The 23,949-nt window shown below is 58.3% G+C and carries 24 protein-coding genes; all 24 read right to left on the bottom strand.

Annotation, left to right across the window (positions count from 1 at the left end):
- Positions 1-167: 167 nt before the first annotated feature.
- Entirely contained in the window at positions 168-989 is an 822-nt protein-coding gene (locus tag M5R41_16450; GenBank protein MCZ7557992.1) for a sterol desaturase family protein, read from the bottom strand.
- A gap of 106 nt (positions 990-1,095) precedes the next feature.
- Positions 1,096-1,995 carry an N-acetylneuraminate synthase family protein gene (locus tag M5R41_16445; GenBank protein ID MCZ7557991.1) on the bottom strand — a complete coding sequence of 300 codons (900 nt, stop codon included), beginning with the start codon at positions 1,993-1,995 and terminating at the stop codon, positions 1,096-1,098.
- A 310-nt stretch (positions 1,996-2,305) separates the two neighbouring features.
- The gene (locus tag M5R41_16440) at positions 2,306-2,818 is read right to left on the bottom strand and encodes an HAD-IIIA family hydrolase (GenBank protein MCZ7557990.1); all 513 of its coding nucleotides are present in this window, start codon (positions 2,816-2,818) and stop codon (positions 2,306-2,308) included.
- Between the two features lie 98 nt (positions 2,819-2,916).
- Complete coding sequence (locus M5R41_16435) at positions 2,917-3,741, bottom strand: SDR family oxidoreductase (protein ID MCZ7557989.1); 825 nt, start codon at positions 3,739-3,741, stop codon at positions 2,917-2,919.
- Between the two features lies 1 nt (position 3,742).
- Positions 3,743-4,696 (bottom strand): endonuclease/exonuclease/phosphatase family protein, encoded by a 954-nt coding sequence (locus tag M5R41_16430; protein ID MCZ7557988.1) that lies wholly within the window; start codon positions 4,694-4,696, stop codon positions 3,743-3,745.
- Positions 4,697-4,870: 174 nt separating this feature from the next.
- The gene (locus tag M5R41_16425) at positions 4,871-6,217 is read right to left on the bottom strand and encodes an aminotransferase class III-fold pyridoxal phosphate-dependent enzyme (GenBank protein ID MCZ7557987.1); all 1,347 of its coding nucleotides are present in this window, start codon (positions 6,215-6,217) and stop codon (positions 4,871-4,873) included.
- 2 nt (positions 6,218-6,219) lie between these two features.
- Entirely contained in the window at positions 6,220-7,170 is a 951-nt protein-coding gene (locus M5R41_16420) for a transketolase (GenBank protein MCZ7557986.1), read from the bottom strand.
- A gap of 36 nt (positions 7,171-7,206) precedes the next feature.
- The gene (locus tag M5R41_16415) at positions 7,207-8,064 is read right to left on the bottom strand and encodes a transketolase (protein ID MCZ7557985.1); all 858 of its coding nucleotides are present in this window, start codon (positions 8,062-8,064) and stop codon (positions 7,207-7,209) included.
- Entirely contained in the window at positions 8,061-8,918 is an 858-nt protein-coding gene (locus M5R41_16410; protein ID MCZ7557984.1) for a glycosyltransferase family protein, read from the bottom strand. Before M5R41_16410 ends, M5R41_16415 begins: the two co-directional genes overlap by 4 nt.
- Positions 8,915-9,973 (bottom strand): hypothetical protein, encoded by a 1,059-nt coding sequence (locus M5R41_16405; GenBank protein MCZ7557983.1) that lies wholly within the window; start codon positions 9,971-9,973, stop codon positions 8,915-8,917. The genes M5R41_16410 and M5R41_16405 overlap by 4 nt, the downstream gene beginning before the upstream one ends.
- Entirely contained in the window at positions 9,970-11,052 is a 1,083-nt protein-coding gene (locus M5R41_16400) for a lysylphosphatidylglycerol synthase domain-containing protein (protein ID MCZ7557982.1), read from the bottom strand. Before M5R41_16400 ends, M5R41_16405 begins: the two co-directional genes overlap by 4 nt.
- A 217-nt stretch (positions 11,053-11,269) precedes the next feature.
- A complete protein-coding gene (hisN, locus tag M5R41_16395) occupies positions 11,270-12,085 on the bottom strand; it encodes a histidinol-phosphatase (GenBank protein ID MCZ7557981.1) in 816 nt (271 codons plus the stop codon).
- A 334-nt stretch (positions 12,086-12,419) separates the two neighbouring features.
- The gene (locus tag M5R41_16390) at positions 12,420-13,022 is read right to left on the bottom strand and encodes a hypothetical protein (protein ID MCZ7557980.1); all 603 of its coding nucleotides are present in this window, start codon (positions 13,020-13,022) and stop codon (positions 12,420-12,422) included.
- Positions 13,023-13,025: 3 nt separating this feature from the next.
- Positions 13,026-13,511 (bottom strand): hypothetical protein, encoded by a 486-nt coding sequence (locus M5R41_16385; protein MCZ7557979.1) that lies wholly within the window; start codon positions 13,509-13,511, stop codon positions 13,026-13,028.
- A 221-nt stretch (positions 13,512-13,732) separates the two neighbouring features.
- Positions 13,733-16,612 (bottom strand): aminomethyl-transferring glycine dehydrogenase, encoded by a 2,880-nt coding sequence (gcvP, locus tag M5R41_16380; protein MCZ7557978.1) that lies wholly within the window; start codon positions 16,610-16,612, stop codon positions 13,733-13,735.
- 87 nt (positions 16,613-16,699) lie between these two features.
- Complete coding sequence (gene rnc / locus M5R41_16375) at positions 16,700-17,533, bottom strand: ribonuclease III (protein ID MCZ7557977.1); 834 nt, start codon at positions 17,531-17,533, stop codon at positions 16,700-16,702.
- A gap of 18 nt (positions 17,534-17,551) precedes the next feature.
- Positions 17,552-18,802 (bottom strand): beta-ketoacyl-ACP synthase II, encoded by a 1,251-nt coding sequence (fabF, locus tag M5R41_16370; protein MCZ7557976.1) that lies wholly within the window; start codon positions 18,800-18,802, stop codon positions 17,552-17,554.
- A gap of 86 nt (positions 18,803-18,888) precedes the next feature.
- Complete coding sequence (locus M5R41_16365) at positions 18,889-19,131, bottom strand: acyl carrier protein (GenBank protein MCZ7557975.1); 243 nt, start codon at positions 19,129-19,131, stop codon at positions 18,889-18,891.
- Between the two features lie 54 nt (positions 19,132-19,185).
- On the bottom strand, positions 19,186-19,932 hold the full coding sequence (gene fabG / locus M5R41_16360; GenBank protein MCZ7557974.1) for a 3-oxoacyl-[acyl-carrier-protein] reductase: 747 nt from the start codon (positions 19,930-19,932) through the stop codon (positions 19,186-19,188).
- 40 nt (positions 19,933-19,972) lie between these two features.
- Entirely contained in the window at positions 19,973-20,881 is a 909-nt protein-coding gene (fabD, locus tag M5R41_16355; GenBank protein ID MCZ7557973.1) for an ACP S-malonyltransferase, read from the bottom strand.
- 13 nt (positions 20,882-20,894) lie between these two features.
- Entirely contained in the window at positions 20,895-21,881 is a 987-nt protein-coding gene (locus M5R41_16350) for a ketoacyl-ACP synthase III (protein ID MCZ7557972.1), read from the bottom strand.
- A 19-nt stretch (positions 21,882-21,900) separates the two neighbouring features.
- On the bottom strand, positions 21,901-22,905 hold the full coding sequence (gene plsX, locus M5R41_16345; GenBank protein MCZ7557971.1) for a phosphate acyltransferase PlsX: 1,005 nt from the start codon (positions 22,903-22,905) through the stop codon (positions 21,901-21,903).
- A gap of 38 nt (positions 22,906-22,943) precedes the next feature.
- A complete protein-coding gene (rpmF, locus tag M5R41_16340; protein MCZ7557970.1) occupies positions 22,944-23,123 on the bottom strand; it encodes a 50S ribosomal protein L32 in 180 nt (59 codons plus the stop codon).
- Positions 23,124-23,153: 30 nt separating this feature from the next.
- A complete protein-coding gene (locus tag M5R41_16335; GenBank protein MCZ7557969.1) occupies positions 23,154-23,660 on the bottom strand; it encodes a DUF177 domain-containing protein in 507 nt (168 codons plus the stop codon).
- Between the last annotated feature and the right edge of the window lie 289 nt (positions 23,661-23,949).

Raw genomic sequence — 23,949 nt, 5'->3', positions numbered from 1 at the left:
CAGAAAAGACAGAACACGCAGAAAGGAATAGAATCCCTCTGCGTTCCTGCGTCTCTGCGCCTTTGCGTTAATTTCCCCTCGCCATAAATCTCTGCCACACGGCCCCTGAGCGAGGCTTCGGCTACGCTCAACCGCCGTCGAAGGGTTGCGCCTCTGCGTCTTTGCGATCAGTGCTGTGCGTTGGACTTTGCGCCATCCGATCCATGATCGGCGGTCATGGTGGCGTCGTTCAATGCTCTGAATGCGAAGAGGTGCTGGGCAAGGTAGCCGTCGGGAAAATCGACTTCCTTCAGACCATAGCCGGATGGCTTCGTATGTCCCGGGAGCCAGGCGGTGCCGAACAGCCAATCCCACAGGGCAAGCTTTGTGGCGTAATTGTACGAACCGTCCGATACGACATCGGAATGATGCCAGCGATGCATTTCCGGACCATTGATCACGTACTGCAGCCATCCGCTGCGCACATTGATATTAGAATGAATCCACATTCCCCAGACTGCGGATATGGCACCCTTCAGTACCGCGACCTCCGGAGCGGCGCCGAGGAGCACTATGGGCGCAAACTCGACGGTCTGGTTGATAAGTATCTCGAAAGAGTGGGAACGTGAACCGGAAAGCCAGTCCACATCGCGTGTGGAGTGATGGGCCTCGTGGACGCGCCAGAGACGGACGCTCCTGTGCTGCAGACGATGAAACCAGTAAATGTACAGGTCGTGGGTGACGACGAACAGCAGCACCTGCGACCAGAGCGGCCAACCGGCCAGCAGGCGGTGACGCGACAGCATCAAACCGTTGTCCATCCATTCTATCAGCAATGAGATGACCAGGCCGAGCACATAGCTCTGCACGATGCTGTACATGAGCAGATCGTTCCAGAAACCATCGCGCAAAAAGCGCTGACCGGGTGCGTATGGATATTTGCGCTCGAATGCGATGATAACGGCCGCCGCGCCTACGATGAGAAGGGGAGAAAGAACCGTCAGAGTCATTCAGGGTCGTAGCTTTTTATGCGCTGGTACAGAGGTGTTTGCCCCATCGGTCATGCGCGCAGGCACACACGACCGATGGAGGCGGGGCATCGCGGAAATTGCCGCCTTAACCCAGAACAGGAGTGGTATCGCCCAGGTGGATGCGGCGGAGCTTTTTCTTCGGTGCGATCTCGCTCTCGTACACGCGTTTCACGCCGTCGCCCAGGGAGCGCTCGATGTCGCGGATATTCGAGACGAGCCGGTACAGACCGACAATCTCCACGGAAGCAGCGTGATCCGATCCCCACATGGCGCGGTCGAGCGTGATGTGACGCTCGACGAACGTGGCTCCCCGGGCGACTGCGGCCCACGTCGGGGCGAGCCCGGTTTCATGACCCGAGTATCCGATGGGCGTATCGGGATACAGCGACCTGAGCGTGTCAATCATCCGGAGATTCAGCTCCTGTATTTCGCAAGGGTATGCCGACGTCGAGTGCGCGATCAGGAGATTATCGGTACCGATGGAATCCACCGCATGACGAATCTCCTCCATCGTCGACATACCGGTGGAAATCATCAAAGGCTTTCCTGTCGCCTTCATGTGGCGTAACAGCGCAATGTCCGTGAGCGATGCGGAGGGCGCCTTGTACAACGGCGTATCGAACTGCTCGGTAAAATCCACGGCTTCCTCATCCCATGCCGATACGAACCAATGAATACCCTTTTCGCGACAATAGCGATCTATTTCCACATACTGCTCCGTCGTGAATTCCATCAATCTGCGGTAATCGATGTAGGACATGCGTCCCCAGAGCGTATCGCGCATAACGTCCCATTGATCACGGGGGACGCACAGCTCCGGTGTACGCTTCTGAAATTTGACGGCGTCGCATCCGGCAAGCACGGCACCGTCGATAAGTTTTTTCGCGATGTCAAGCGATCCGTTGTGATTGATGCCTATTTCGGCGATGATGTATACAGGTCGTCCGTCCCCGACCTCGATATTTCCTACACACTGTACTGCCATACGACACCTGACTCCGATAGTTATGTATAGTGACTCGTACAAACTATCGATGCCATGTGAGGACGGGACGAGAATAGTGCTAAAATTGTTTTAAAAATGGGTTTGATGCATGTAAGGAGAAGATTCGCATTGTATGAGAGCCCTTGATGGCTATCCCGAATGTTCCTTCCCTGTCCATGGTTCATTCCCCATGATGTTCCCGGCGGCATCGCTCATTCGCGAAGCACCGTCGAAGACGCGGCGGCGGGATAAAAAACAAAGGGAGAAGCGCGATACTTCTCCCCGGAAACGGCGACCGGAAAAGCGTACATTACGAGCGGTTTGATGCACGCAGTGTGATCAGCGCTTCGGCAAAATCACGGAAGGCCCCGTTACCACCGGTCCAGAGGCAGTTGTAATGCGCGATGGCCGCGATCTGCGGCATGGCGTCGGCGGGAGCAGCGGTTAGTCCTCGTTCACTGACAAGATCCATGATGCGCAGATCGTTGACGTCGTCGCCTATGTACGCAATCTCCTCATACGCGAGGCCGGAAGACCTGCGGAGGGCTTCGAGCGTTGCGACTTTGTCCTTTACGCCCAGATAGAGATGCGTCAGACGGAGCTTTTCGGCGCGACGCTTGAGATTCGGCGATTTTTCACCGGTGATGATGCCCGACTCGATGCCGAGCTGCCGGAGGCGTTCCATTCCCATCCCGTCACGAATACTGTAGCGCTTGACGAGTTCGCCGTCCGCGCCGTAATATACGCCGGTGTCGGTAAGGACGCCATCGTTGTCACTCAGTACAAGGCGAATACGACGAGCACGCCGTATCGCTTCGTTCATGGCGATATGCTGGAAGGTGCCGAGTGGACGGACGAGAACGCTGTTGGGATCGAGAGTATTCATGCATGCAAGGTAGTATCCGCACACATACGCCGCAATCACCAGATGGTCCAGCCGCCGTCGACCACGAGATTCGCTCCGGTGACATAGGCGGATGCGTCCGATGCGAGGAACAGCAGCGCTCCGTGATAATCGGTGGGTTGTGCCATTCTGCCCAGCGGTGTACGCGATGCGTACTTCTCGACAAAGTAGCTGTCCTGTCCGTTCTCCACCCCACCGGGCGAGAGGGCGTTGACCCGCACACCGCGTTCGCCCCAGTACGCCGCCAGGAAACGGGTGAACGAAAGTATGGCGCCTTTGCTCGTGGGGTACACCGGCGACTTGTAGAACGGCTGCACCCCATCCGGTGTTCGATAGAGCCGCTGATCCGGCGCGACGATGCCGTAGGTAGAAGCAATGTTAATGATGGAACCACTCCCCCGCTCCGCCATGTGGCTCCCCAGGAGTTGCGCACAGATAAATGCGCCCGTGACGTTCACATCCAGGCAACGCCGCCAGAGTTCCAGCGGATAGTGCTCGAATTTCGAGAGATCGGCTGCGGACAGGGGATCTTCAACCATGTCGTTGATCGCCGCATTGTTGACCAGGATGTCGATACTGCCGAAGCTCCCGATCGCGGCTTGTTTCAGTGCACGTACATCCGCCTTTTCCGTTATGTCGGCGGCGCAACCTATCGCCGCCACACCGTACGCTTCGCTAAGCGAAGAGGCAAAGGTCGCGCAGGCGGCATGGTCCATATCCGTGACGACGATGTTTGCCCCGCCGGCGGCAAGTGCGCGGCAATGTTCTTTTCCTATCAGACCAAGGGCGCCGGTGACGACAGCGGTTTTGCCACGAAGAGAGAATACTTCAGAGGGATGCATATCAATTATTCCGGATGTTGAGTTCCAGTTCGGCGAATACGGGATAGTGATCCGACAGCATGAACCCGTGCAACGCGCCGTAGTCGTGCACATGCCAATGCCGGCTGAAGAGGATATAGTCCAGCGTACGGTTCGGAAGCCCGGTTGGATAGGAGTAGTACCGCAATGCGTCTTCGTGCCGTACCGTTCCCAAGCCGGTGTCGGAGAGGATGGCGAGCGTGTCATCGTTCTGATAATTATACCGGTCAATATCGCCCGGACCGAAGTCGGCAATGCGACATCCGGAGGCCACGGTGTTCAGATCCCCCATCAGTATGATCGGTGCATCACCGAGTGCGCGGATCACTTGCGCGATGCTGCGCGCCTGCCGCATCCGTGCCGCGGGGCTGTAGGCATGAAGATGGGTATTGCCAATCCAGATGATTGTGTCCTTGAGCAAAAACGGCGCGAGCGTGAATCCGCAGGAGGCCAGAAAAAACACCTTCCCCGGTAAGTGCAGGTGATATGCCGCACGAGAGAGCTTCGGCAACTGACTCAACAGCAGATTCTGATACCGGAATGCCGCGAAACCCACCCCGTGCTCGAGGTAGGACGCGAAACCACTGAGCATGCGGTAGTGATCCCGCTGCCGGTATTTCTGGACGATGCGCTCCCCCACACCCAGAACCCCGTTGAACACCTCCTGCAGAGCCACTACGTCGTAGTTGCTCTTGTGATTGTTCAGCCACTCGGCAATGAAATACGCGTATGCCCGCGTGTCATGCATCAGCTCTATGCGCTGGAGTTCTTCCGGTGAAGCCCCCGCTCGAAGGAGCGATAACTTCGGCCCCTGGCCGCGATGCGTATTGATGCTCAGGCAGCGCAGACGGTATTCGCGGAGCAGCGATACCGGCGTGCTGCCTCGCAACATGGAGGTCCGCATACCGTCCGCTTCGGAAATCAGATGAGAAATCATACTCGTTCAGGATGACTGGAACAGAAGTTCTCCGACACGGCAACTCATCTCATCGGAACCTGCATTCGCTGTCTGCCGGACGTCCCGCACTAACCGCAACAACCGGGAGAGAGCGCAGTCTGCTTCGATGACACGCTGTTCCCGAAGACACAACAGCGAATGTCACATCAAACTTCATTGTGCCTGTGCCGAGGTCTTCGCCCGGGTGTTGAAGTTGCTGGTCTTTCGAAATACGGGTTCCACCGGTGCACCTCGCAGCTGTGAATCAACTTCACCAGTGGCGACGGCATCGTGCAGCAGTGGAAGAACTTCCCGCCAGGCCGCGAGTGTATGCTCGATATCGTCGTCGGTATGAGAATAACTCACCGTGTGAAAGCCCGACCAGAGGATGCCGCGTTTGATCAGTTCCTGCTGCGCCAAGGATTTGAGCATGAGCGGATTTCCCGCGGAAGCATCAAAGGTGACAATACTTCGGGGAGCGTAACCGCGACAATGGATGTAATCGATTTCCAACTCCGAAAGCATGGTGTTCAGTCCGTCCCGCAAGCGCCCGCCGGCTTCGAAGAGACGCTTTTGCACCTGTTTCTCGCGCATCTCAAGAATCGTGGCCTTGGCCGCGGCAAGTGAAAGGGCTTCTCCACCAAAGGTCGTGTAGAAGAACACATCCTTCTCGCACAGCGTCATGATGTCCGCCCTGCCCGCGAGTACGCTGATGGGCATGCCGTTGGCGACGGCTTTCGAGTAGCAGGCGAGGTCCGCACGAACACCGAAGTACTCCTGCGCACCGCCGAGGGCGAGTCGAAATCCCGTCCACATTTCGTCGAATATCAGGAGCACACCGTAGCGATCACAGACGGCGCGAAGCTCTTGCAAAAAGTTGTCGCGTGGCTCTTCAAACACCACCGGTTCGAGAATGACGCAGGCCGTGTCGTCGTCTATGGAGTCTATGACGGACTGTATGTCGTTGTATTGAAAGGTGTACGTGAGGTCTGCCACCTGCGCCGGGATCCCACGATTGCGATCCGTCACGGAGATGTACCAGTCGTGCCAACCGTGGTAACCGCAACAGAGCACCGTGTCGCGTCCCGTAAAGGCACGTGCGAGGCGCACTGCCGCGGAGGTCACGTCGTTGCCCGCCTTGGAGTAGCGGATCATCTCTGCGTGCGGAAGTACGTCGCGCAACAGTTCCGCCACCTCCACTTCCAACGGGTGCACAAGAGAAAAGGTAATGCCGCGTGCGAGTTGCTCGCGGATGGCGTCGTCCACACGATCATAGGCATATCCAAGAGATATAGGTCCGATACCCATGTTGTAATCGATGTACGCGTTGCCGTCGACATCGAACATGTGTGCACCCTTGGCGTGCGCGGCAAACATGGGGGCGACGCCCCGCACGTATTGACCGGGTCCCTTCGCGAGTGTCTGCGTCTGCCCGGGGATGAGGCCCAGCGCGCGGGCGTACCACTGTTCAGACTGGTGTATATCAGGATACTGTTCGTTGAATGCGATGGTGTTGGGCATGATCAGAGGTAGGTTTTGAAGAGATACTCGGATTCCGTCTGCATGGGTGTTGAGTTGCCTTCCAGCTGCCGAAGGATGCGGTGTGCGATATGGACGGCACTGAAGCCTTCGGTATCCAACACGTGTTCCAGTCGTCCAGGGCTGAACCAGTGGGTCAACGCGATGGGAAGCACGTCGGCGCCCATTCCTCTGCCCAGCAACAACTCCGCAAGAATGCTGTACAGCCCCCCGGTTTGGAAATGGTCTTCCAACGTCACGGTGAGGGAGCATTCGAGCACAGCGCTCAACACCGCCTCCGTGTCGAGAGGGACAAGCGTGCGAAGATTGACGAGGCGCACGGAAACACCCTGTCCTTCGAGCAACTCCCGCGCCCGATGCGCTTCCCGCAACATGAACCCGTAGGTGAGAAGCGCAACATCGTACCCCTCGCTCAGGATTTCCGCTTTCCCCGGGACCGGTGCTTCGGTATGCGATACGACGGGCGCAAGCGCGTTGAACCGCACATACCAGGGTGCTTGCGAGTGTATGATGACGGGCAGGAAAGCGTTGAGTTCCTCGGCATCGGCGGGACAGAAAATATGCATGCCCGGAATGCCGCGCATGATGGCAATATCTTCAATCGCCTGATGTGTCGGACCATTACCGTCGGAAAGGAAGCCGGGGACAGCTCCTATCAGCTTCACGGGGAGATGGGCTATACCGACATCGGTACGCGTGAACTCGAAGGCGCGCATGGTCAGGAAAGCCGCCAGTGCGTGAACAACGGGGATACGCCCCCGAAGCGCCAGACCCGCTGCCGCGCCGAGCATGGTCTGTTCACAAATCCCGACGTCAATGAAGCGCTCCCCCAGGACGTCCGGGAGAGCCCGGATTGCGGCGCGATTCTCGGCGGTCATGACGATAACGCGTTCGTCCGTTGCGGCGATGCTGCGCAGTGTGCTTTCGTAAGTCATGGTAACGTGATTCCGAATGAAACATCCATAATCGTATCAGCGAACATGCAGTGCCTCGGACGACAGCTCCGCTCGCTGTATACCGTGCAACTCGTCCAGCAGCATATCCACTTCTTCGGGTTTGAAATTCACAAACCATCTGTCCGCGCGGGCTTCGATGCTGGGCAGCCCCTTCCCGCGCACGGTGTCGGCGATGATGACGCCGGGGCGCCCCGGCTCGAAGGGAACTGTGCCGAATACCTCTTCCATCTCGCTGAAGCAATGTCCATCTATGCGACGGACGGACCAACCGAACGCTTCGAATTTGTCTTCGAGCGGTTCGAGCGGCAGGAGATCCTCCGTGCGCAGGTTTGCCTGAAACGCGTTGCGATCAATGACCACGATGAGATTATCCAGCTTCTGTGCGCCCGCCACCAGCGCCGCTTCCCAGATGCTGCCCTCGTTGAGCTCTCCGTCACCCAGCATCACGAACACTCGATTCGATCCTTTTCGTAAGCGTATATCCAACGCCACGCCGATGCCCACGGACAGAAGATGCCCGAGTGATCCGCTATGAAACTCGATTCCCGGCACTTCGCGATTGGGATGCCAGTACAGCACATCCTGCGGATGCAAATGGTTGGACAGACGGGCGGAATCCATATACCCGAGCTCCGCGAACACCCCGTACAGCGCAGGTACATCATGTCCCTTCGAGAGCAGAAAATAATCTCTGTCCGGATCGACAACACGGTCGGGCGAAATATTCAGCACATGCTTGTACAGATACACGATGAGGTCCGTACAGGAGAGCGATGCGCCTATGAAACAGCCACCGTTGCCGGACATGCGTATGATATGCTCACGCACGCGTGTTGCGGTGTCGGCAAGAGAGCGATGTTCGATATCAGTCACTGGATTCCCTCATGATAGATGGTCGTTGGGTGATTGATCCCGCTGCCGGATGTATCCGCATGCCGGGTTCTGTCAGGTGGAATGGTGCGAAGCTCATGCAAATGGTGCCTGTACCAGTTCACACCGGCGAAGCGATGGTTCAACGCTCCAATCCATGGCTGCCGCTCGAGCAGGTGCAGTATGTCGTCCAGGGAGAAATGGGGCCGCTCTTCCGTGTACAGGGCGTCGTATACCGTGCGGAGGAAGCGATAATCCTCGGGATAGTCTATCGTCCACCGATGGGTCATCGAGTAATCCAGGCCGGCTTCCCACAACACGTTCCCGATGCGGTAACGCTCGGGTTGCTCCCAGATAAACGGGGTCGTGTGTTCGCGCTCCATCGTCCGCGTGGCTTCCTTCCACGCTTCGCGCAGCACGCGCATCCCCATCACCTCCACATCATTGCCGTCGGGCCAGGTGGGCGGATGCAGATTGCTGACGAAATCGTAGCGATCAGCATTACTGATAAAGTACGCCAGGACTTGTTCGATAATACGTGGATCGATGAGCGGACAATCGGATGGTATTTTCACCACGACATCCGCATCGTAGAGCAATGCGGCGCGATAGTGGCGGTCCAGCAGATCGAAGGGATCACCGCTGTAACAGGGTATTCGATGACGCGCGCACAAAATGCGGATATCCGTATCCTCAGGATCCGTCGTTGTGGCAACGAGTGTGCTGACAGGGATGCGGGTTGCGCGGACGCGGTTCACCATGCGCAAGAGCAGCGGCTCCCCCGCGAGAGGGAGCATCACTTTACCCGGCAGACGCGTACTTCCCATACGTGCCTGTATTACCACAACGATTTTCATGCGCCGCTCCCGAAATGCCTGCGTATGCGCGTTGCGAATGCCGGCAGGAACTGTGGCGTACCCGCTTGTCGCGTAACCACCTGTCCTGTACCGCCCAGCGCTTCGCGGACGAGAATCTCGCGACACACGACGGCGATCGCGGCGGCGGAACTGCCTCCGTTCTGTATCGGGACCTTGCCGCGAAGCTCGTGCACGTCGAAATCCGAGTACACTTCCTTCTCCAGCGCCAGACCGATATAGACGACGGAAGAGAATCGCGTCACGAGCACATCGCAGTTCGCGATCATGTGGTTGATGTTTCCGGTGGCATAGACGAGAGCGCCGGGAGCATGCGTCTGAATCTCCTTTGTGGCGCGCTCCGCATGTTCATTAGGATGCAGCTTGAAGATGAGCTGACGACCTTGAGCGATGTCCAGGCAGCGGCGGATGAATCGGACTCTGTTTTCGTACTTGAATGTTTCGCGCATATCGCTCGTTGCGACGAGCACGAAGTTCCGATGGGGAAAATCGTTGTTCCGGTACTCGGCACAATTGTCAAAATTCGGTATGCCGGTCACGCGTAGCGTCCCCGGGCGGACGCCGTTGTGCAGAAACATCTCTCGGTATCCTTCACTCGCCACGCAGAAGGCCCGATACGCATGACTGAGTCCGGTGGTTGATGTACTGGCCATCCACCGGGGCAGCTTCAGATACTTCGCGAGATAGTAAGCAACATTCTTCGGGTCGGTCATCCCCTCCTGCACAAGCACGATCGGCGTGTGCCGGATATTTCGTGGAATGATCAGATCGCTGCAGGTCAGCACCAGGTCGTACGATCGCCCCTGTCCGTGCATGTCAATCCGAAGATCATGCGCGCGTAAATACTCCAGTGCGCGATTGCCGAGTTTCGCACCGAGTATGGAGAACTCCAGGAATCCTCTTTTCGCGCACCAGCCGATGAATCCATGCGAATAGTACGGGGTAAAGTAATGCGCATGACCGGGCAGTTCACGCGCGATGGCGTGCATCTGCGTCGTCTGATTGATGGATCCACAGATGAAAAGGATGTTCTTCACGAGACCGCCTCTCCCGCCATCGCAGTCTGCTGCGCGGGCGTATGCGCATCGGTACCCGGACGAAGGAAGCCCAGCACTCCGAGGCCGGTGATCGCCCAGAACAATTCTTTCCCGCGACGAAGCAGCATGAAGGCGACGGCAACCGTGGCGGCATCGGGAACTCCGAAGGCGAAGAGCATGGCGACGAAGCTCAAATCCTGCGCACCTATCCCGGAGGGAATAAAGAAAAATAGCAGCTTGACGATGGACGCGAGCCCTTCAAATACGATCGCCTGCGATATGCTGACTTCCGCACCGAGCAGGTGCAGCAGGAGCCATGTTTCCGCCGCCATGAGCAGCCAACCCCAGAGAAACAGCAGCAGCGAGGTAATAAAGCGGGCGCGATTGCTGCGCGCGAAATCCCCGATATACCCGTCAATCTCCGCGAGCGCTCTCTCCCCTCTTGACAACTGCTTCCGGAGTGTAGGCACAGGCAATCGATGCAGCAGCTGCAGCAGTTGCGTAAAGCGCGGCCCAGTGTACGGGAGAGACAGCACGGCGAGAACAAGCAGCGTCGCCGGCAGCACGGTCACCCATCCTCCGGCGCTGTCCAGCAACGCGGCGATGCCCTGATGTTGATTGGCATGAAGCAATACGAGCAACAGGCCCAGGAGCACAAACAACATTTGTGCGATAGCGATATTCATCTTTGAAAGAAGTGTGGCGGAGGTCGCGTCGGCGACGGGAAGACGCAGACGACGATGCAGCATCATGATGCGCATCGGTTCGGCTATCGCCACCCCGGCCGGGATGGTGTTCAATAACGCATCGGTGGAGACACGGATGGCGAAAAGGGTGCGCAGTGACAGATAGCGCGGTGTTGTCATGCATTGCCGCCAACCGAGTACGTCAAGCAGGAGCACGAGTCCGTACGGAAGGACGATCAGAGGCAGACGATATCCGAGGGTGCTCACCAGCGCTTGCACATCGTGCAGCGACACACCGCGAAGCTGCTGCCACAGCAACAGGGCACTCCCTGCAATGAGCACTGCGACAAGGAATCGGGTGGCGTTTTTCCGGAGTATCTGCGCTTCTTGCATAGTGCAAGGTAGCAGCCCAGTATTGCCCCGCTGTTATGATATGATGAGATCATTGTGTGAAGTTGCAAACACCATTCTAACAGAATGAGTGCCGCCGTCGTCGCGGACGAGAGTGGGGTCTGGTCGGAACAGCTAATTGGTGTTACGGAGTGCGTTATCCGCTTTATGGCATCGGAGAGATGGAGATCAGCGAAAGCCGGAGCGCCGATTCGTCAAGTCAGTCGTTATTCAGCATCGCGATTACCTCGTCATGCAGGGCGGGATGCGATGCGACGAGACTCCCGGACGCGACCGCATCCCCGCCTTCGTAGCTGCTCACCGCGGCTCCGGCCCCCCGCAGGACGGGCAGTAGCGCCATGATATCCCAGGGTTGCAGTACGGGATCCACCATGATGTCCGCGTATCCGGAAGCGAGCAAGGCATGTCCATAGCAATCCCCCCAGCTTCTGAAGATACCGACGCGCTCCGTGAGACGTTCGAATGCAACACCGTTTTTGTGACGCCTGATATCGGAGGGATCGGTTACCAGCAATGTGGCATCTTCCAGTGCGTGTATCGGCCGCACGCTGATGCGAGAGCCATTGAGCCATGCGTTTCTGTTGTCACCGATCAGCCGTTGATGCAGCACTGGAAAGTTGATACAGCCCAGAAGCGGCTGACCGTATTCGCAGACGGCGATGAGCGTCCCGAACAGCGGCACGCCGCTGATAAAGGATTTCGTGCCGTCGATGGGATCCAGCACCCAGGTCCAGCGCGCTTCGGGACGCAGGCTTCCGTACTCTTCGCCGATGATGCCATGATCCGGATGTGAAGCAAGAATCATCTCCCGCATGATGCGCTCGGCGCCCCGGTCCGCCTCGGTAACGGGGCTACTGTCCGCTTTGCGCTCCGTTGCGAAATCGGTCCGGAAATGGCGCATGATCCAGACTGCGCTTGCATCGGCGAGCGCGTGAAGCAACGGAAGAAAGCCGGGGAGGATAGAAGAATTCGCTGAGGCTTCGATCACGTTCCTGGATGTTGTGGATGTTATCATCGCATATCCTTCATTCTTGATTCTGCACTTGCCTTGCTGATGGTGACTGCCACGCATCCGAGGGAGAGCGCTCGCACGCTAGGGTAATATCGCGCTCCCTCATGAGTGAACGGTAAGTAGGTGATGATGAATGTGTTAGAATTCAAGCGGAGGGCAGGCAGGGAGCGAAGCGCAGAGAGCACGGCTCTGCGGAAGCGCACGGCGCGTGCAAATACTTCATGTACGCATACATGAGCGTACAGAAGCTCACCGGAGCCGATAGCGGATGGAGCTCGTTGTACGTATATCCGGATAGTGCAGACGGGCTCTCTGCTCTCCGTTTTCTGCTCCCCTGTCAGTTTTCCACAGATATGCTCTCTACCCAGAACACTTCGCAGGCGCCGTCGCCGGTGTCGTTGCGGGTGGTGGAGGAAACCCAGCGCCAGTTGCCTTCCTGCGTGGCCTTGATGAGATAGCCCGTCATGTGCACGATGCTGCCGACGTACACATCGTCCAGCGCATCCTCGACGTCCTCGTTCGCCGGAATGATGTGCACATTGGCGCTGGAGCGCTCGATGTCCTTTTGCGGAATGGGCATGAGTTCCTTGACATTCCACTTGTACCAGCGATGTCCCTGGGATATATCCAGCTTGTCGACCACGAACTGGTCGGACATGGGTCCCCAGCCGAGAGCCAGATCCACCGGAGAGAGATCGGACTCCTTTCCACTGCCGTAATTTTTTCTGCTCAACACGCGAGCGCGGATGTCGTAATCCGCCAGCGCGGTGATCATGAAATCGCCGTGCAGCCAGGGGGATGTGCGTGTGGGTTTCGTCTGCCGTGGCTCGTCCGGACAAAGCACGCCCGCTTCGTGTTCGATGACGCGATCAGGCCAGAACTGCCAGATGACAACAGCCAGCAGTGCCGCGACCCCGAACCAGAGAAAAAATCTCCGCACGATTTATTTTTCCTTCTTGAGTGGCTTTTTCGATGTTTCGAGAAACTGCTCGAGTCTCTGCGCGTCCTTCTCGCTCTCGCATACCGCCGGTATCGTTATGACAAGCAGCTTGTCCTCCGCGGGTGGTCCGGGATCGATGACGGGAAAGGTTGCCTGCACTTTTCCGTCCACCACGAGCGCGACCGTTTTGCCGATGCGGCTGCGGGCGAAACGGCGCCAGCGGGCGTCCTCCGCGCCGGTAAGCGTGATGAGCATGTCGTATTGCTCCGGTGAAACCGCTTTGATCTGAAAGCGATTGACCGAACGCCCGTAAATCATGGGATCGCCCAGCCGGTATTTCTCGCCGCCGAGCGACGCGAATTGATGCGCGAGCGGGTCATCTTCCACGATATCCCGGATCTCGAGGAAATCCGAAAATGCCGGTTTATCGGGAGTGCCGGAACAGGAGGCGAACAGCAGCAGCGCCAGAAGCGGAAGAACCTTTCTCATCGATCATACTCCGTGTGATGGACACGCATGTCGGAATTCATGTTACGCAGGAGGAAGGAGAAATACAATGAGAAGGATGTGGACTATGAAAAGCGGGGGAGGTGAAAAAGTCACCAGCCCGCTTTACACTTTACCCTTCCCCCTTTACCACCTCCACACCAAAACATCGAAGGGGCCCGGAAACCAGACCCCTTCACTCTTTACTCTTTACTATTTACTCTTTACTCCGCCATATACTCCTCGATGGGCGGACACGCGCACATGATGTTGCGGTCGCCGTAGGAGTCGTCTATGCGGGCGACGGGCGTCCAGACCTTGGCCTGACGCACGTAGGGCAGCGGGAAGACGGCCCTGGCGCGCGTGTAGGGATGCTCCCACACTTCGTTGGTGGCCTCTGTGGCGGTGTGCGGCGCGTTTTTCAGCACGTTGTCGTGCGCGTCGGCGGTGCCGTCGAGGATTTCCTGAATCTCTTTGCGGATTTCCAGCATGGCCTCGGCAAAGCGGTCCAGCTCGGCCTTGCTCTCGCTTTCGGTGGGCTCGATCATCAGCGTGCCGGCTACGGGGAAGGCCACGGTGGGGGCGTGGAAGCCGTAATCCATGAGGCGCTTCGCGACATCGATGGCTTCGATATGCGCATCCTTGAACGGACGCAGATCAAGAATGAACTCATGCGCCACGCGGCCGTTGGCCCCGGTGTACAGGATGCTGTAGTCCTGTTCCAGACGCGCCTTGAGATAGTTTGCATTCAGGATGGCGAATTTTGTGGACTCCGTCAGTCCGGGACCGCCGAGCATTTTGATGTAGCCGTAAGAAATCGGCAGAATGCTCGCGCTGCCCCAGGGAGCAGCCGATACGGCCGGTATGGCCTTGTCGCCGCCCGTCGCAACCACGGGGTGCCCCGGAAGGAAGGGCGCCAGCGCCGCGGTGACGCAAATGGGGCCCATGCCCGGACCGCCACCGCCGTGCGGAATGGCGAAGGTCTTATGCAGATTCAAATGGCAGACGTCCGCGCCGATGAGACCGGGACTGGTGAGCCCGAGCTGCGCGTTGAGGTTGGCGCCATCCATGTACACCAGGCCGCCGTTATCGTGAATGACGCGGCATACGTCCATGATGCTCTCCTCGAACACTCCGTGTGTGCTGGGATAGGTGACCATGAGCGCGGACAGGCGATCGCGGTACTGCTCCGCCTTTGCGCGCAGATCGGTCACGTCGATATTGCCGCGATCGTCGCAAGCGACGATCACCACCTCGGCGCCGGCCATGACGGCGGACGCGGGATTGGTGCCGTGTGCGGAGGAAGGAATGAGCACCACATTGCGCTGCGCATCGCCCTGCGCCACGTGATACGCGCGGATGACCATCAGGCCCGTGTATTCGCCCTGCGCACCGGAATTGGGCATGAGCGACGTGGCGGCGAAACCGGTGACCTCGGCGAGCTGCTGCTCAAGCTCGGTAATCATTTCACGATAGCCCTCCGCCTGATCGGCCGGGACATAGGGATGTATCGCTCCGAATTCCGGCCAGGTGATCGGATACAACTCCGTCGCCGCGTTGAGTTTCATGGTGCAGGAACCCAGCGGAATCATGGAATGCACCAGCGACACGTCCTTGTTCTCCAGACGCTTGATGTAGCGCATCATTTCCGTTTCGCTGCGGTTCATGTTGAATACCGGATGCGTCAGGAAAGCGCTGCTCCGCGCGACGCCCTCCGCAAAATCTGTAGCGAGTGCGTCGAAAAGATCCGCCCCGCCCTTCCACTCTTTGCCGGCGCATTGCGCGAATACCGTCAGAATGTCGTGAATATCCTTTTCCGTCACCGTCTCGTCCAGAGCGATGCATACATGGTCCGAATCGACATAGCGGAAGTTGATGCCGGCCGCTTCGGCGAAGGGACGGAGTTTCGCCGCATCGGCTTTCACCAGCAGCGTGTCGAAGTACGCTTCGTTCAACTGCTCGTAGCCCAGCGAGCGCAGGCCCTTGTCCAGCGCTACCGCGGCGGTATGGATGCTTCCGGCGATGTTCTTCAATCCTTCCGCGCCATGATAAATCGCGTACATGCCCGCCATCACCGCCAGCAGCGCCTGCGCGGTGCAGATGTTGGACGTGGCCTTTTCGCGGCGGATATGCTGCTCGCGCGTCTGCAGCGTCATGCGATAGGCGCGGTTGCCGTGGCGATCCACCGAAACACCCATGATGCGACCGGGCATCTGGCGAACGTAGCTCTGCTTTGTGGCGAAAAACGCCGCGTGCGGACCGCCGTAGCCCATGGGCACACCGAAGCGCTGAGAATTTCCGACAACGATGTCGGCACCGAACTCGCCCGGTGGTGTGAGCGCGACAAGAGACATGATGTCCGCAGCCACGACCACGACCAGACCCAGCGCATGTGCCTGTTCCACAATCGTGCGGTAATCATGCACCTTGCCATCCTGCGCCGGGTATTGCAGCAGCACGCCGAAGAAGGACTCGTCGAGCTGCGCCGTGCGGAAATCTCCGCGCACAATTTCGTAGCCCAGCGGTTCGGCGCGGAGCGCAAGCACATCCAGTGTTTGCGGATACACCGTGTCGCATACGAAAAATTTCATGCTGCCCTTGCGCGCAGCGCTGCGCGAAACAATACCGCGCGCCATGATCATGGCTTCGGCCGCGGCGGTGCCCTCGTCGAGCAGGGAGGCGTTTGCAATTTCCATGCCCGTCAGGTCCACGATCATCGTCTGATAATTCAGAATCGCTTCAAGGCGTCCCTGCGAAATCTCGGCCTGATACGGCGTGTACGAGGTGTACCAGCCCGGATTTTCCAGAACATTGCGGCGAATGACGCTGGGCGTGTGCGTGTTGTAATAGCCCAGTCCGATGTACGAACGGAACACCTTGTTCTTTCCGGCGAGTGCCTTCAACTCTGCGAGATAGCTGTGCTCGCCCATGCCATCCGGCAAGTCCAGCGGCCTGGGCAAGCGAATCTGCGCCGGGACGGTTTGGTCTATCAAAGCATCGAGTGAGGATACGCCGAGCAGCGCGAGCATTTCCTGCTCTTCGCGGACGCTCGGTCCGATGTGCCGTGTTTCAAAGGAGGTTTCGTACAGTGGGGTGCGTTTCATGATGGGACCGTTCAATTTCAGTTGCGTGATGAAATCGTCGATTAGGGGGAAGCGGCCGCGCGTGATCACGCGGTCGGGACGAAGGGATCAGGAATTTTGCTGTGCGGCTGCCTGATCCTGCGATTGCAGATGACTCAACGCAAAGGACGCGGCGTTCTGTTCCGCCGCCTTCTTGTTGCTGCCTTTGCCGACGCCGAGGGGTACACCGCCCACCTGCACTTCCACGGTGAAAACGGGGCTGTGATCCGGGCCGGACTCGTCTACGGTGACGTATTTGGGCCCGCCAAGACCGCGAGCCTGCGTATACTCGAGCAGTCGGCTCTTATAGTTCTCGTCCTGCGCCATGCGCGTCGTTCCGAAAGCGTTGAGCAAATGCTCCGTCACGAAGGCCTTGGCGGCGAGATAGCCGCCGTCGAGGTAAATCGCGGCGACGAAGGATTCGACGGCGTCCACGATAATGGATTCGCTGCCGTCTTTGATGGACTGATGCGCACTCGGGCTGAGCATGAGGAAATCTTCAAGATGCAAACGACGCGCGCATTCGCCGAGGGCCGCCCGGCTCACGAGGCGGCTGCGCACCTTGGAGAGCTGGCCTTCCTCGGCGTTGGGAAAGGTGAGATAGAGGTATTCGGCGACAATGAGGTTCAGGACGGAATCACCCAGAAACTCCATGCGCTCGTTGGACTGGAAGCGTCCGGGCGGACAGAGTTGCAGAAAGGACCGATGAACGACGGCCTGATGGAAGAATTCTATGGAACGGATGCGGTAGCCGGTGCGGCGGGTGAATTCGGCGCTGTCGAACGTCACGAAGGCCGACAGGGCGAGACGTTCCTCCTCCCGGTGACGACCGGAAGGAGGACGTGAAACATTCGTACGTGAGGTGCTGCGTTTGGAAACGAGTGCCTTGAGAAATCGAAGCATACTCAGAGCTTTTGCATATCAAGCGCCCGAATACTTCCTGAAAAGCAGTGATGCGTTGTGTCCGCCAAAGCCGAAGCTGTTGCTCAGTGCCGCGTCAGCTTCGAAATCGATGGCCGTGTTCGGCACATAGTCGAGATCGCATTCGGGATCAGGCGTGGTGTAATTAATCGTGGGATGCACTTTTCCGGTCGAGAGCATCATGACGGTGGCGATGGCTTCCACAGCACCCGCCGCGCCAAGCAGATGCCCGGTCATGGATTTGAGAGAGTTCACCTTGAGCTTCGCCGCATGCTCGCCGAAAACGGTCTTGATCGCCGCGGATTCGTTTCTGTCGTTGTACGGCGTGGATGTCCCGTGCGCGCTGATGAGGGTGATGTCCTGCGGCTGCAAGCCCGCGTCTGCGATAGCCTGCTTCATGGAGCGCACCGCGCCCTCGCCTCCGGGAGCCGGTTCGGTGATGTGATGCGCATCGGCGGTGAGGCCGAAACCGACGAATTCCGCGTAAATCTTCGCGCCGCGACGCAAGGCATGGCCGAGCTCTTCGAGCACGAGTATGCCGCCGCCGTCGCCCATGACGAAGCCGTCGCGCTCGAGATCGAAGGGACGGCTCGCGGTCTTCGGCGAATCATTGCGTGTCGACAGAGCGCGCGCGGCATTGAAACCGCCGAGCCCCATTGGTGTGATAGCGGATTCGGATCCGCCCGTGATCATGACGTCGGCATCGCCGCGCTGAAGGAGCATGAGCGAATCGGCGAGCGCATGCGCGGATGTCGCGCAAGCGGATGTCGTCGCATAATTCGGACCCTTGAAGCCGTTCATGATGGACACATGCCCCGCCGCGATATCGGAAATGAGCATGGGAACGAAGAAAGGACTTATGCGCCGCGGACTTTTCGCCTCGAAGAACAGATTCTGCTGCTCCCAGTTTGTCCACATGCCGCCGATGCCGGAACCGATGATCACGCCGACACGGTTACCGTCCGCGTTTTCGGGAGTGAGACCCGCGTCCTGAATGGCCATGCTTGCGGCAGCCACCGCGTAGTGGGTGAATTTATCCATGCGCTGCGCGGCTTTGCGGTCGATGTAATTCTGCGCGTCGAAGTTCCAGACTTCCGCACCGAATGTGGTTTTGAACTCCGAGGTGTCGAAGGCCTTGATGTAATCGACGCCGCAAACTCCGGCGAGAGCGTTGTTCCAGAATTCCTGCACCGTCAGTCCTATCGAAGTGACGGCGCCCATGCCGGTAACGACAACTCGTCGTTTATTCATGCGATTCCTCCAAATGGATTCCCGTCCCGCTTACAGGGACGGGATGCGTTATTTTCTGATGTTGGAAAAGCGGACACGTGTCCGTCTCAGCCGTTCACGTGGCTGGTGATGTAGCTGACGGCGTCGCCGACGGTCGTGATCTTCTCTGCATCTTCGTCCGCGATGGTCAGATTGAATTCCTTTTCGAATTCCATGACGAGCTCCACTGTATCGAGAGAGTCGGCACCGAGGTCGTTGGTGAACGACGCGGTATCCGAGATCTGGCTCTCTTCGACGCCGAGACGATTGATGATGATCTGCTTGACTTTTTGGGTAATCTCTTCGGACATGGATTCCTCCATTGTTTAGTGTTTTTGAACTGTAACGTGTATGCGAATAGACATCTACATGATCATGCCGCCATCGACATTGATGACCTGACCTGTAATATAATCAGATTTTTCCGAAGCGAGGAAAACGACCGTATCGGCCACTTCCGCGGGAGAGCAGCCGCGTTTGAGGGGAATGACGGAGAGAAACGCGTTCCGCTGTTCCTCGGAAAGGACATGCGTCATCTCTGTTTCCACATACCCCGGCGCGATAGCGTTCACGTTGATATTTCTTCCGGCAAATTCCTTTGCGGAGGACTTCGTCAGACCGATCATACCCGCCTTGGAGGCGGCGTAATTCGCTTGACCGGCGTTGCCCATCACACCCACCACGGAGCTGATGTTCACGATTTTGCCCTTGCGCGCCCGCATCATGTGACGGAATACCGCGCGCGTCATGAGAAAGGCGCCCTTGAGATTCACGTTCATGACCAGGTCCCAGTCGTCATCGCCCATGCGCAGCATCAGCTTGTCGCGGGTGATGCCGGCGTTGTTGATCAGAATATCGACGCCGCCGAGTTCGGCCGCTGTTTCATCGCAGGCCGCGTCCACGGCGGCGCTGTCGGTGATGTTGACGGATTTTGCGATGATGGTGGAACCCAGAGCACGCATTTCCGCGGCGAAGGTCTCGAAATCCTCAGGGAAGGCCACATCGAACACGGCGACATGCGCACCTTCCTCCACGAATTTGCGGACAATCGAGCGCCCTATGCCGCGTGCTCCGCCGGTGACGATGGCGCGTTTATCCTGCAGCTGTTTCATTCAATCCTCTCTGCGTGTGAATCCGATTCGGAAAACATGTTCATTTCAGGAGAAGCAGTTCGTCATGCGTACCCACAGCGGTGCAGGGCAGCTCGGCATTGATGCGCTTGAGCAGACCCTGAAGCACATTGCCAGGACCTGTTTCATAACACGCCGTCACTCCGTCGCGCAGCATGTTGAGCATGCTTCGCTCCCACATAACCGGACTGGTGACCTGGCGCAGCAGATTCTCGCGGATGGCCTCGGGCTTGGTCACCGGCTCCGCTGTGACATTCGTGTACACGGGGAAGCGTGCCTCGCTGATAGGTGTCGCGGCGAGGACGTCGCCCAGTTCATCCTGGGCGTATTGCATGAGCGGTGAATGAAAGGCTCCACTCACCGGAAGTTTTTTCACGATGCGCACACCGCGGGCCTTGAGCAATTCCATGGCCTTATCCACACCTGCGAGGCTGCCGGAAATCACGACCTGGCCCGGTGAATTGAAATTCGCCGCCTGCACGATACCCGCTTCCGAGGCCTCGGTGCATACTTCGGCGATCAGTACGGTTTCCGCACCGATGACGGCGGCCATGGTGCCGGGCGAACGCGTGCCGGCTTCCTGCATGAGTTCGCCCCGTTTTTTCACGAGTCGCAATCCGTCCTCGAAACTCAGGGCACCGGCGGCCACCAACGCGCTGTACTCGCCGAGCGAGTGGCCCGCGGCGGCATCGGGTGTGATGCCGGTGAGTTCGGCGATGGCGACGCTGTGCACAAAAATCGCGGGCTGCGTGTAGCGCGTCTGCGTCAGTTCCTCGGCGGGACCCTCGAAGCAGATGCGCATGAGGTCCACACCCATGATGTCGTTGGCGCGTTCGAAGAGCTCCTTCGCACGCGCGTGCTGTTCGACGAGATCCTTGCCCATGCCCACATACTGCGAGGCCTGTCCCGGGAAGAGAAATGCGGTTTTCATCTCTGTAATCTCCTTAAATGGCCCAGCGCAGCAGCGCTCCGCCCCAGGTATAGCCCGCGCCGAAGCTGGCGAGCACCACGTTGTCTCCTTTCTTCAGCCGTCCGTCGGCGAAGTACTCGGCCAGGCAGCTCGGGATGGTGGCGGCGGTGGTGTTGCCGTAGCGGTCGATGTTGACCATCACGCGTTCCATGGGCAGGCCCATGCGGTCGGCCGTGGATTGAATGATGCGCAGATTCGCCTGATGCGGCACAAGCCAGGCCACGTCATCCGAGGCGAGGTTGTTGCGCTTCATGATTTCGACGGACACATCCGCCATGCCGACGACGGCGACTTTAAACACGGCCTTGCCATCCTGGTAAATGTAATGCTCCTTGCGCTGCACCGTCTCGAGCGTGGAGGGTTTGGCGCTCCCGCCGGCCTTCATATGCAGAGCTTCCATACCCGATCCGTCCAGGTAATTGACCCAGTCAATCACGCCGTACTGCGGATCATCGGAGGGCTCGAGCAGCACAGCTGCGCCGCCGTCGCCGAAGAGGATCGCGGTATTCCGGTCGCTGAAATCGGTGATGGCGGTCATCTTGTCCGCGCCGATGATCAATACCGCTTTGTGGCGCTCGGCCTGTATGAACTGCACACCCGTCGCGAGCGCATACAGGAAACCGGAACACGCACCGCTGAGATCGAAACCCCAGGCGTTTTTCGCCCCGATCTTGTGCTGCACCAGAGCCGCGGTGCTCGGGAAGAACATATCGGGTGTTACCGTGGCGACAATAATGCAATCCACGTCTTCGGGCGACATACCGCGCATCGCAAGCGTCTTCTTCGCTGCTTCCGCGGCGAGATCCGAAGTGGCTCCCTCTTCCAGCCAGCGGCGCTCACGAATGCCCGTGCGCGTGGTGATCCATTCGTCCGAGGTCTCGAGGTAGGATTCGAAATGACTATTGGGTACGACTTTGTCGGGAGCGTAGTGACCGACAGCGGTGATGACAGCAGTTTTCATAGGAATGGTGTTCTCTTGATCACGATTGAGGATGGATCGAGGCCATCGCCTCCTTGATGGTATCGTTCACGCGGTGGTCCACCATTTCTTTTGCGCGCAATATCATATTGCGTATCGCCGTGGGGGACGAACTCCCGTGACCGATAATGCTGACGCCGTTGACCCCGAGCAGGGGAACGCCGCCGTATTGCTGATAATCCCAGTCCCGGAGCATTCCTTTGAACGTCCCGGCGATCAAACCCACCCAGAGTTTGTGGAAAATACTTTTCGCGGCGTATTCAAGGAATTTGTGCTTGAGCACCGAGGGAAAGGATTCAGCGAATTTCAGAATGATATTGCCGGTAAAACCATCACACACCACCACGTCGGCGGTGCCGCGGAGAATGTCCCGGCCTTCGACATTTCCGATGAAATGGATAGGGGATGCGTTCAGCAGGGGCCAGGCGGCGATGCAGGCGTCGCTCCCCTTCCCTTCCTCCTCGCCCACATTCAGCAGACCGACCTTCGGATTCTCCTTGCGCATCATGAGACGCGTAAAAATGCTGCCCATGATGCCGAACTGCTGTAAATGCGTGGGCTTGCTGTCCACATTCGCGCCTGCGTCTATGAGCAGCACGGGTCCGCCCGTACCGGGCAGAAAGGTACCGATGCAGGGTCGCTCCACGCCGGGGAGCCGTCCGAGTATCATGGTGGAAAGCGCCATCACAGCCGCCGTATTGCCGGCACTGATGAATCCTTGCACTTCGCCTTCGCTCTGCTTCAGCAAAGAGACGTACATGGACGAAGATTTTTTTCCTTTGAGCGCTGTGGAGATGGAGTCGTCCATTTCCACCACTTCATCGGTGTGCAGAATGCTGATCTGCGGCGGGAGAGTGGCCGGAAGGAAGGGACGCATGGCTTCTTCGCGTCCCACCAGCAGTATGGAAAAATCACAGTCGCCACTGGCGACACAGGACAGCGCACCCTCGACCACATTGCGAGGGGCGAAGTCGCCGCCCATAGCGTCAACAGCGATGGTAATCACGACACTAGCCGCTCATACGGTCCGCGCATCGCGCCGGATCACGCTTTGGGAGTGACGATGGAGCGTCCGTTATAGTAGCCGCAGCTGGGGCACACGCGATGCGGAAGCTTGGTCTCGCCGCAGTTCGCGCATTTGGTCGTGGTCGGGGCATCCGCCTTGTAATGCGTGCGGCGTTTGGCGGTACGCGATTTCGAGTGGCGGTGGGTTGGATTGGGCATGAGTTTCTCCGGTGAACGATGATCTATTGATTACAATTTCAGCGATTTCAGCGCGTCCCAGCGGGGATCGGATTTCTCCTGCGCATCCGCGTTGAGATGATCGGGTATCGTGGTTCTGCACAGGGCATTGCCGTGCTCGTCTTCTCCGCAGATTTTCCGCATTGGGATGCAGAGCATCGCGGCGTCGCGTACGTCATCCGCCAGATCAGCGACGGGGTCGTTATGGTCTATCATGCGCACATCGTCCGCATCGATCGCGATGTCGTCCGCGCCGCCGCTGGTGTACACGAGATAGAATCGCGTCTCAACGGGAAGCGGCACAGGATCGAGGCAGCGGTCGCAGGGATACACCGCTTCGCCGCGGACGTCGACACGCAGCACGATCTGGTCGTGCGACACGTCGAGATGCACCAGTACCGTAAGAGGCGCGGAAAATTCTTTCGGAAGCTGGATCTCCGACGGTTCGACGGAAAAGCTGAGCTCTTCGGTGCCTTCCGCTCTGCCGGAAAGTCGGATGGGTATGTATTTCGTCCGCATATTCATTTCCGGTCGCCTCAAGTCACTCAAATTAGGAAAAATCCCTGGATCGTGCAAACACGGGTGAGTCCGCCGCATCGGTACACGGAGCCGGTATCCGGAAGCCGGTTTGCGGAACAGGCGTGCGGAATAAGTGGACGAAGTCAGTGTGCGAAATCAGTGCGCGGATTGGCGCGGATGGTGACGGATATGCGCGGAGAGAAGCTTCGGGGCACAACTCGCATGTCCTCGGATCGAGATCCATGAAAGCCATCTGTGAGAATCCGTTCTCATCCGTGTCATCCGTGTA

The sequence above is a fragment of the Bacteroidia bacterium genome (assembly GCA_027493955.1).
Taxonomy (GTDB): Bacteria; Bacteroidota; Ignavibacteria; order SZUA-365; family SZUA-365; genus JAOSJT01.
This window is presented reverse-complemented; position numbering and strand designations above follow the sequence as displayed.

Excerpts from the sequence above, each read along its gene's own strand:
- M5R41_16450 (MCZ7557992.1), bottom strand. The coding sequence starts at position 989 with ATGACTCTGACGGTTCTTTCTCCCCTTCTCATCGTAGGCGCGGCGGCC.
- M5R41_16445 (MCZ7557991.1), bottom strand. The coding sequence starts at position 1,995 with ATGGCAGTACAGTGTGTAGGAAATATCGAGGTCGGGGACGGACGACCT.
- M5R41_16440 (MCZ7557990.1), bottom strand. The coding sequence starts at position 2,818 with ATGAACGAAGCGATACGGCGTGCTCGTCGTATTCGCCTTGTACTGAGT.
- M5R41_16435 (MCZ7557989.1), bottom strand. The coding sequence starts at position 3,741 with ATGCATCCCTCTGAAGTATTCTCTCTTCGTGGCAAAACCGCTGTCGTC.
- M5R41_16430 (MCZ7557988.1), bottom strand. The coding sequence starts at position 4,696 with ATGATTTCTCATCTGATTTCCGAAGCGGACGGTATGCGGACCTCCATG.
- M5R41_16425 (MCZ7557987.1), bottom strand. The coding sequence starts at position 6,217 with ATGCCCAACACCATCGCATTCAACGAACAGTATCCTGATATACACCAG.
- M5R41_16420 (MCZ7557986.1), bottom strand. The coding sequence starts at position 7,170 with ATGACTTACGAAAGCACACTGCGCAGCATCGCCGCAACGGACGAACGC.
- M5R41_16410 (MCZ7557984.1), bottom strand. The coding sequence starts at position 8,918 with ATGAAAATCGTTGTGGTAATACAGGCACGTATGGGAAGTACGCGTCTG.
- M5R41_16400 (MCZ7557982.1), bottom strand. The coding sequence starts at position 11,052 with ATGCAAGAAGCGCAGATACTCCGGAAAAACGCCACCCGATTCCTTGTC.
- hisN (MCZ7557981.1), bottom strand. The coding sequence starts at position 12,085 with ATGATAACATCCACAACATCCAGGAACGTGATCGAAGCCTCAGCGAAT.
- M5R41_16385 (MCZ7557979.1), bottom strand. The coding sequence starts at position 13,511 with ATGAGAAAGGTTCTTCCGCTTCTGGCGCTGCTGCTGTTCGCCTCCTGT.
- gcvP (MCZ7557978.1), bottom strand. The coding sequence starts at position 16,612 with ATGAAACGCACCCCACTGTACGAAACCTCCTTTGAAACACGGCACATC.
- rnc (MCZ7557977.1), bottom strand. The coding sequence starts at position 17,533 with ATGCTTCGATTTCTCAAGGCACTCGTTTCCAAACGCAGCACCTCACGT.
- fabF (MCZ7557976.1), bottom strand. The coding sequence starts at position 18,802 with ATGAATAAACGACGAGTTGTCGTTACCGGCATGGGCGCCGTCACTTCG.
- M5R41_16365 (MCZ7557975.1), bottom strand. The coding sequence starts at position 19,131 with ATGTCCGAAGAGATTACCCAAAAAGTCAAGCAGATCATCATCAATCGT.
- fabG (MCZ7557974.1), bottom strand. The coding sequence starts at position 19,932 with ATGAAACAGCTGCAGGATAAACGCGCCATCGTCACCGGCGGAGCACGC.
- fabD (MCZ7557973.1), bottom strand. The coding sequence starts at position 20,881 with ATGAAAACCGCATTTCTCTTCCCGGGACAGGCCTCGCAGTATGTGGGC.
- M5R41_16350 (MCZ7557972.1), bottom strand. The coding sequence starts at position 21,881 with ATGAAAACTGCTGTCATCACCGCTGTCGGTCACTACGCTCCCGACAAA.
- rpmF (MCZ7557970.1), bottom strand. The coding sequence starts at position 23,123 with ATGCCCAATCCAACCCACCGCCACTCGAAATCGCGTACCGCCAAACGC.
- M5R41_16335 (MCZ7557969.1), bottom strand. The coding sequence starts at position 23,660 with ATGCGGACGAAATACATACCCATCCGACTTTCCGGCAGAGCGGAAGGC.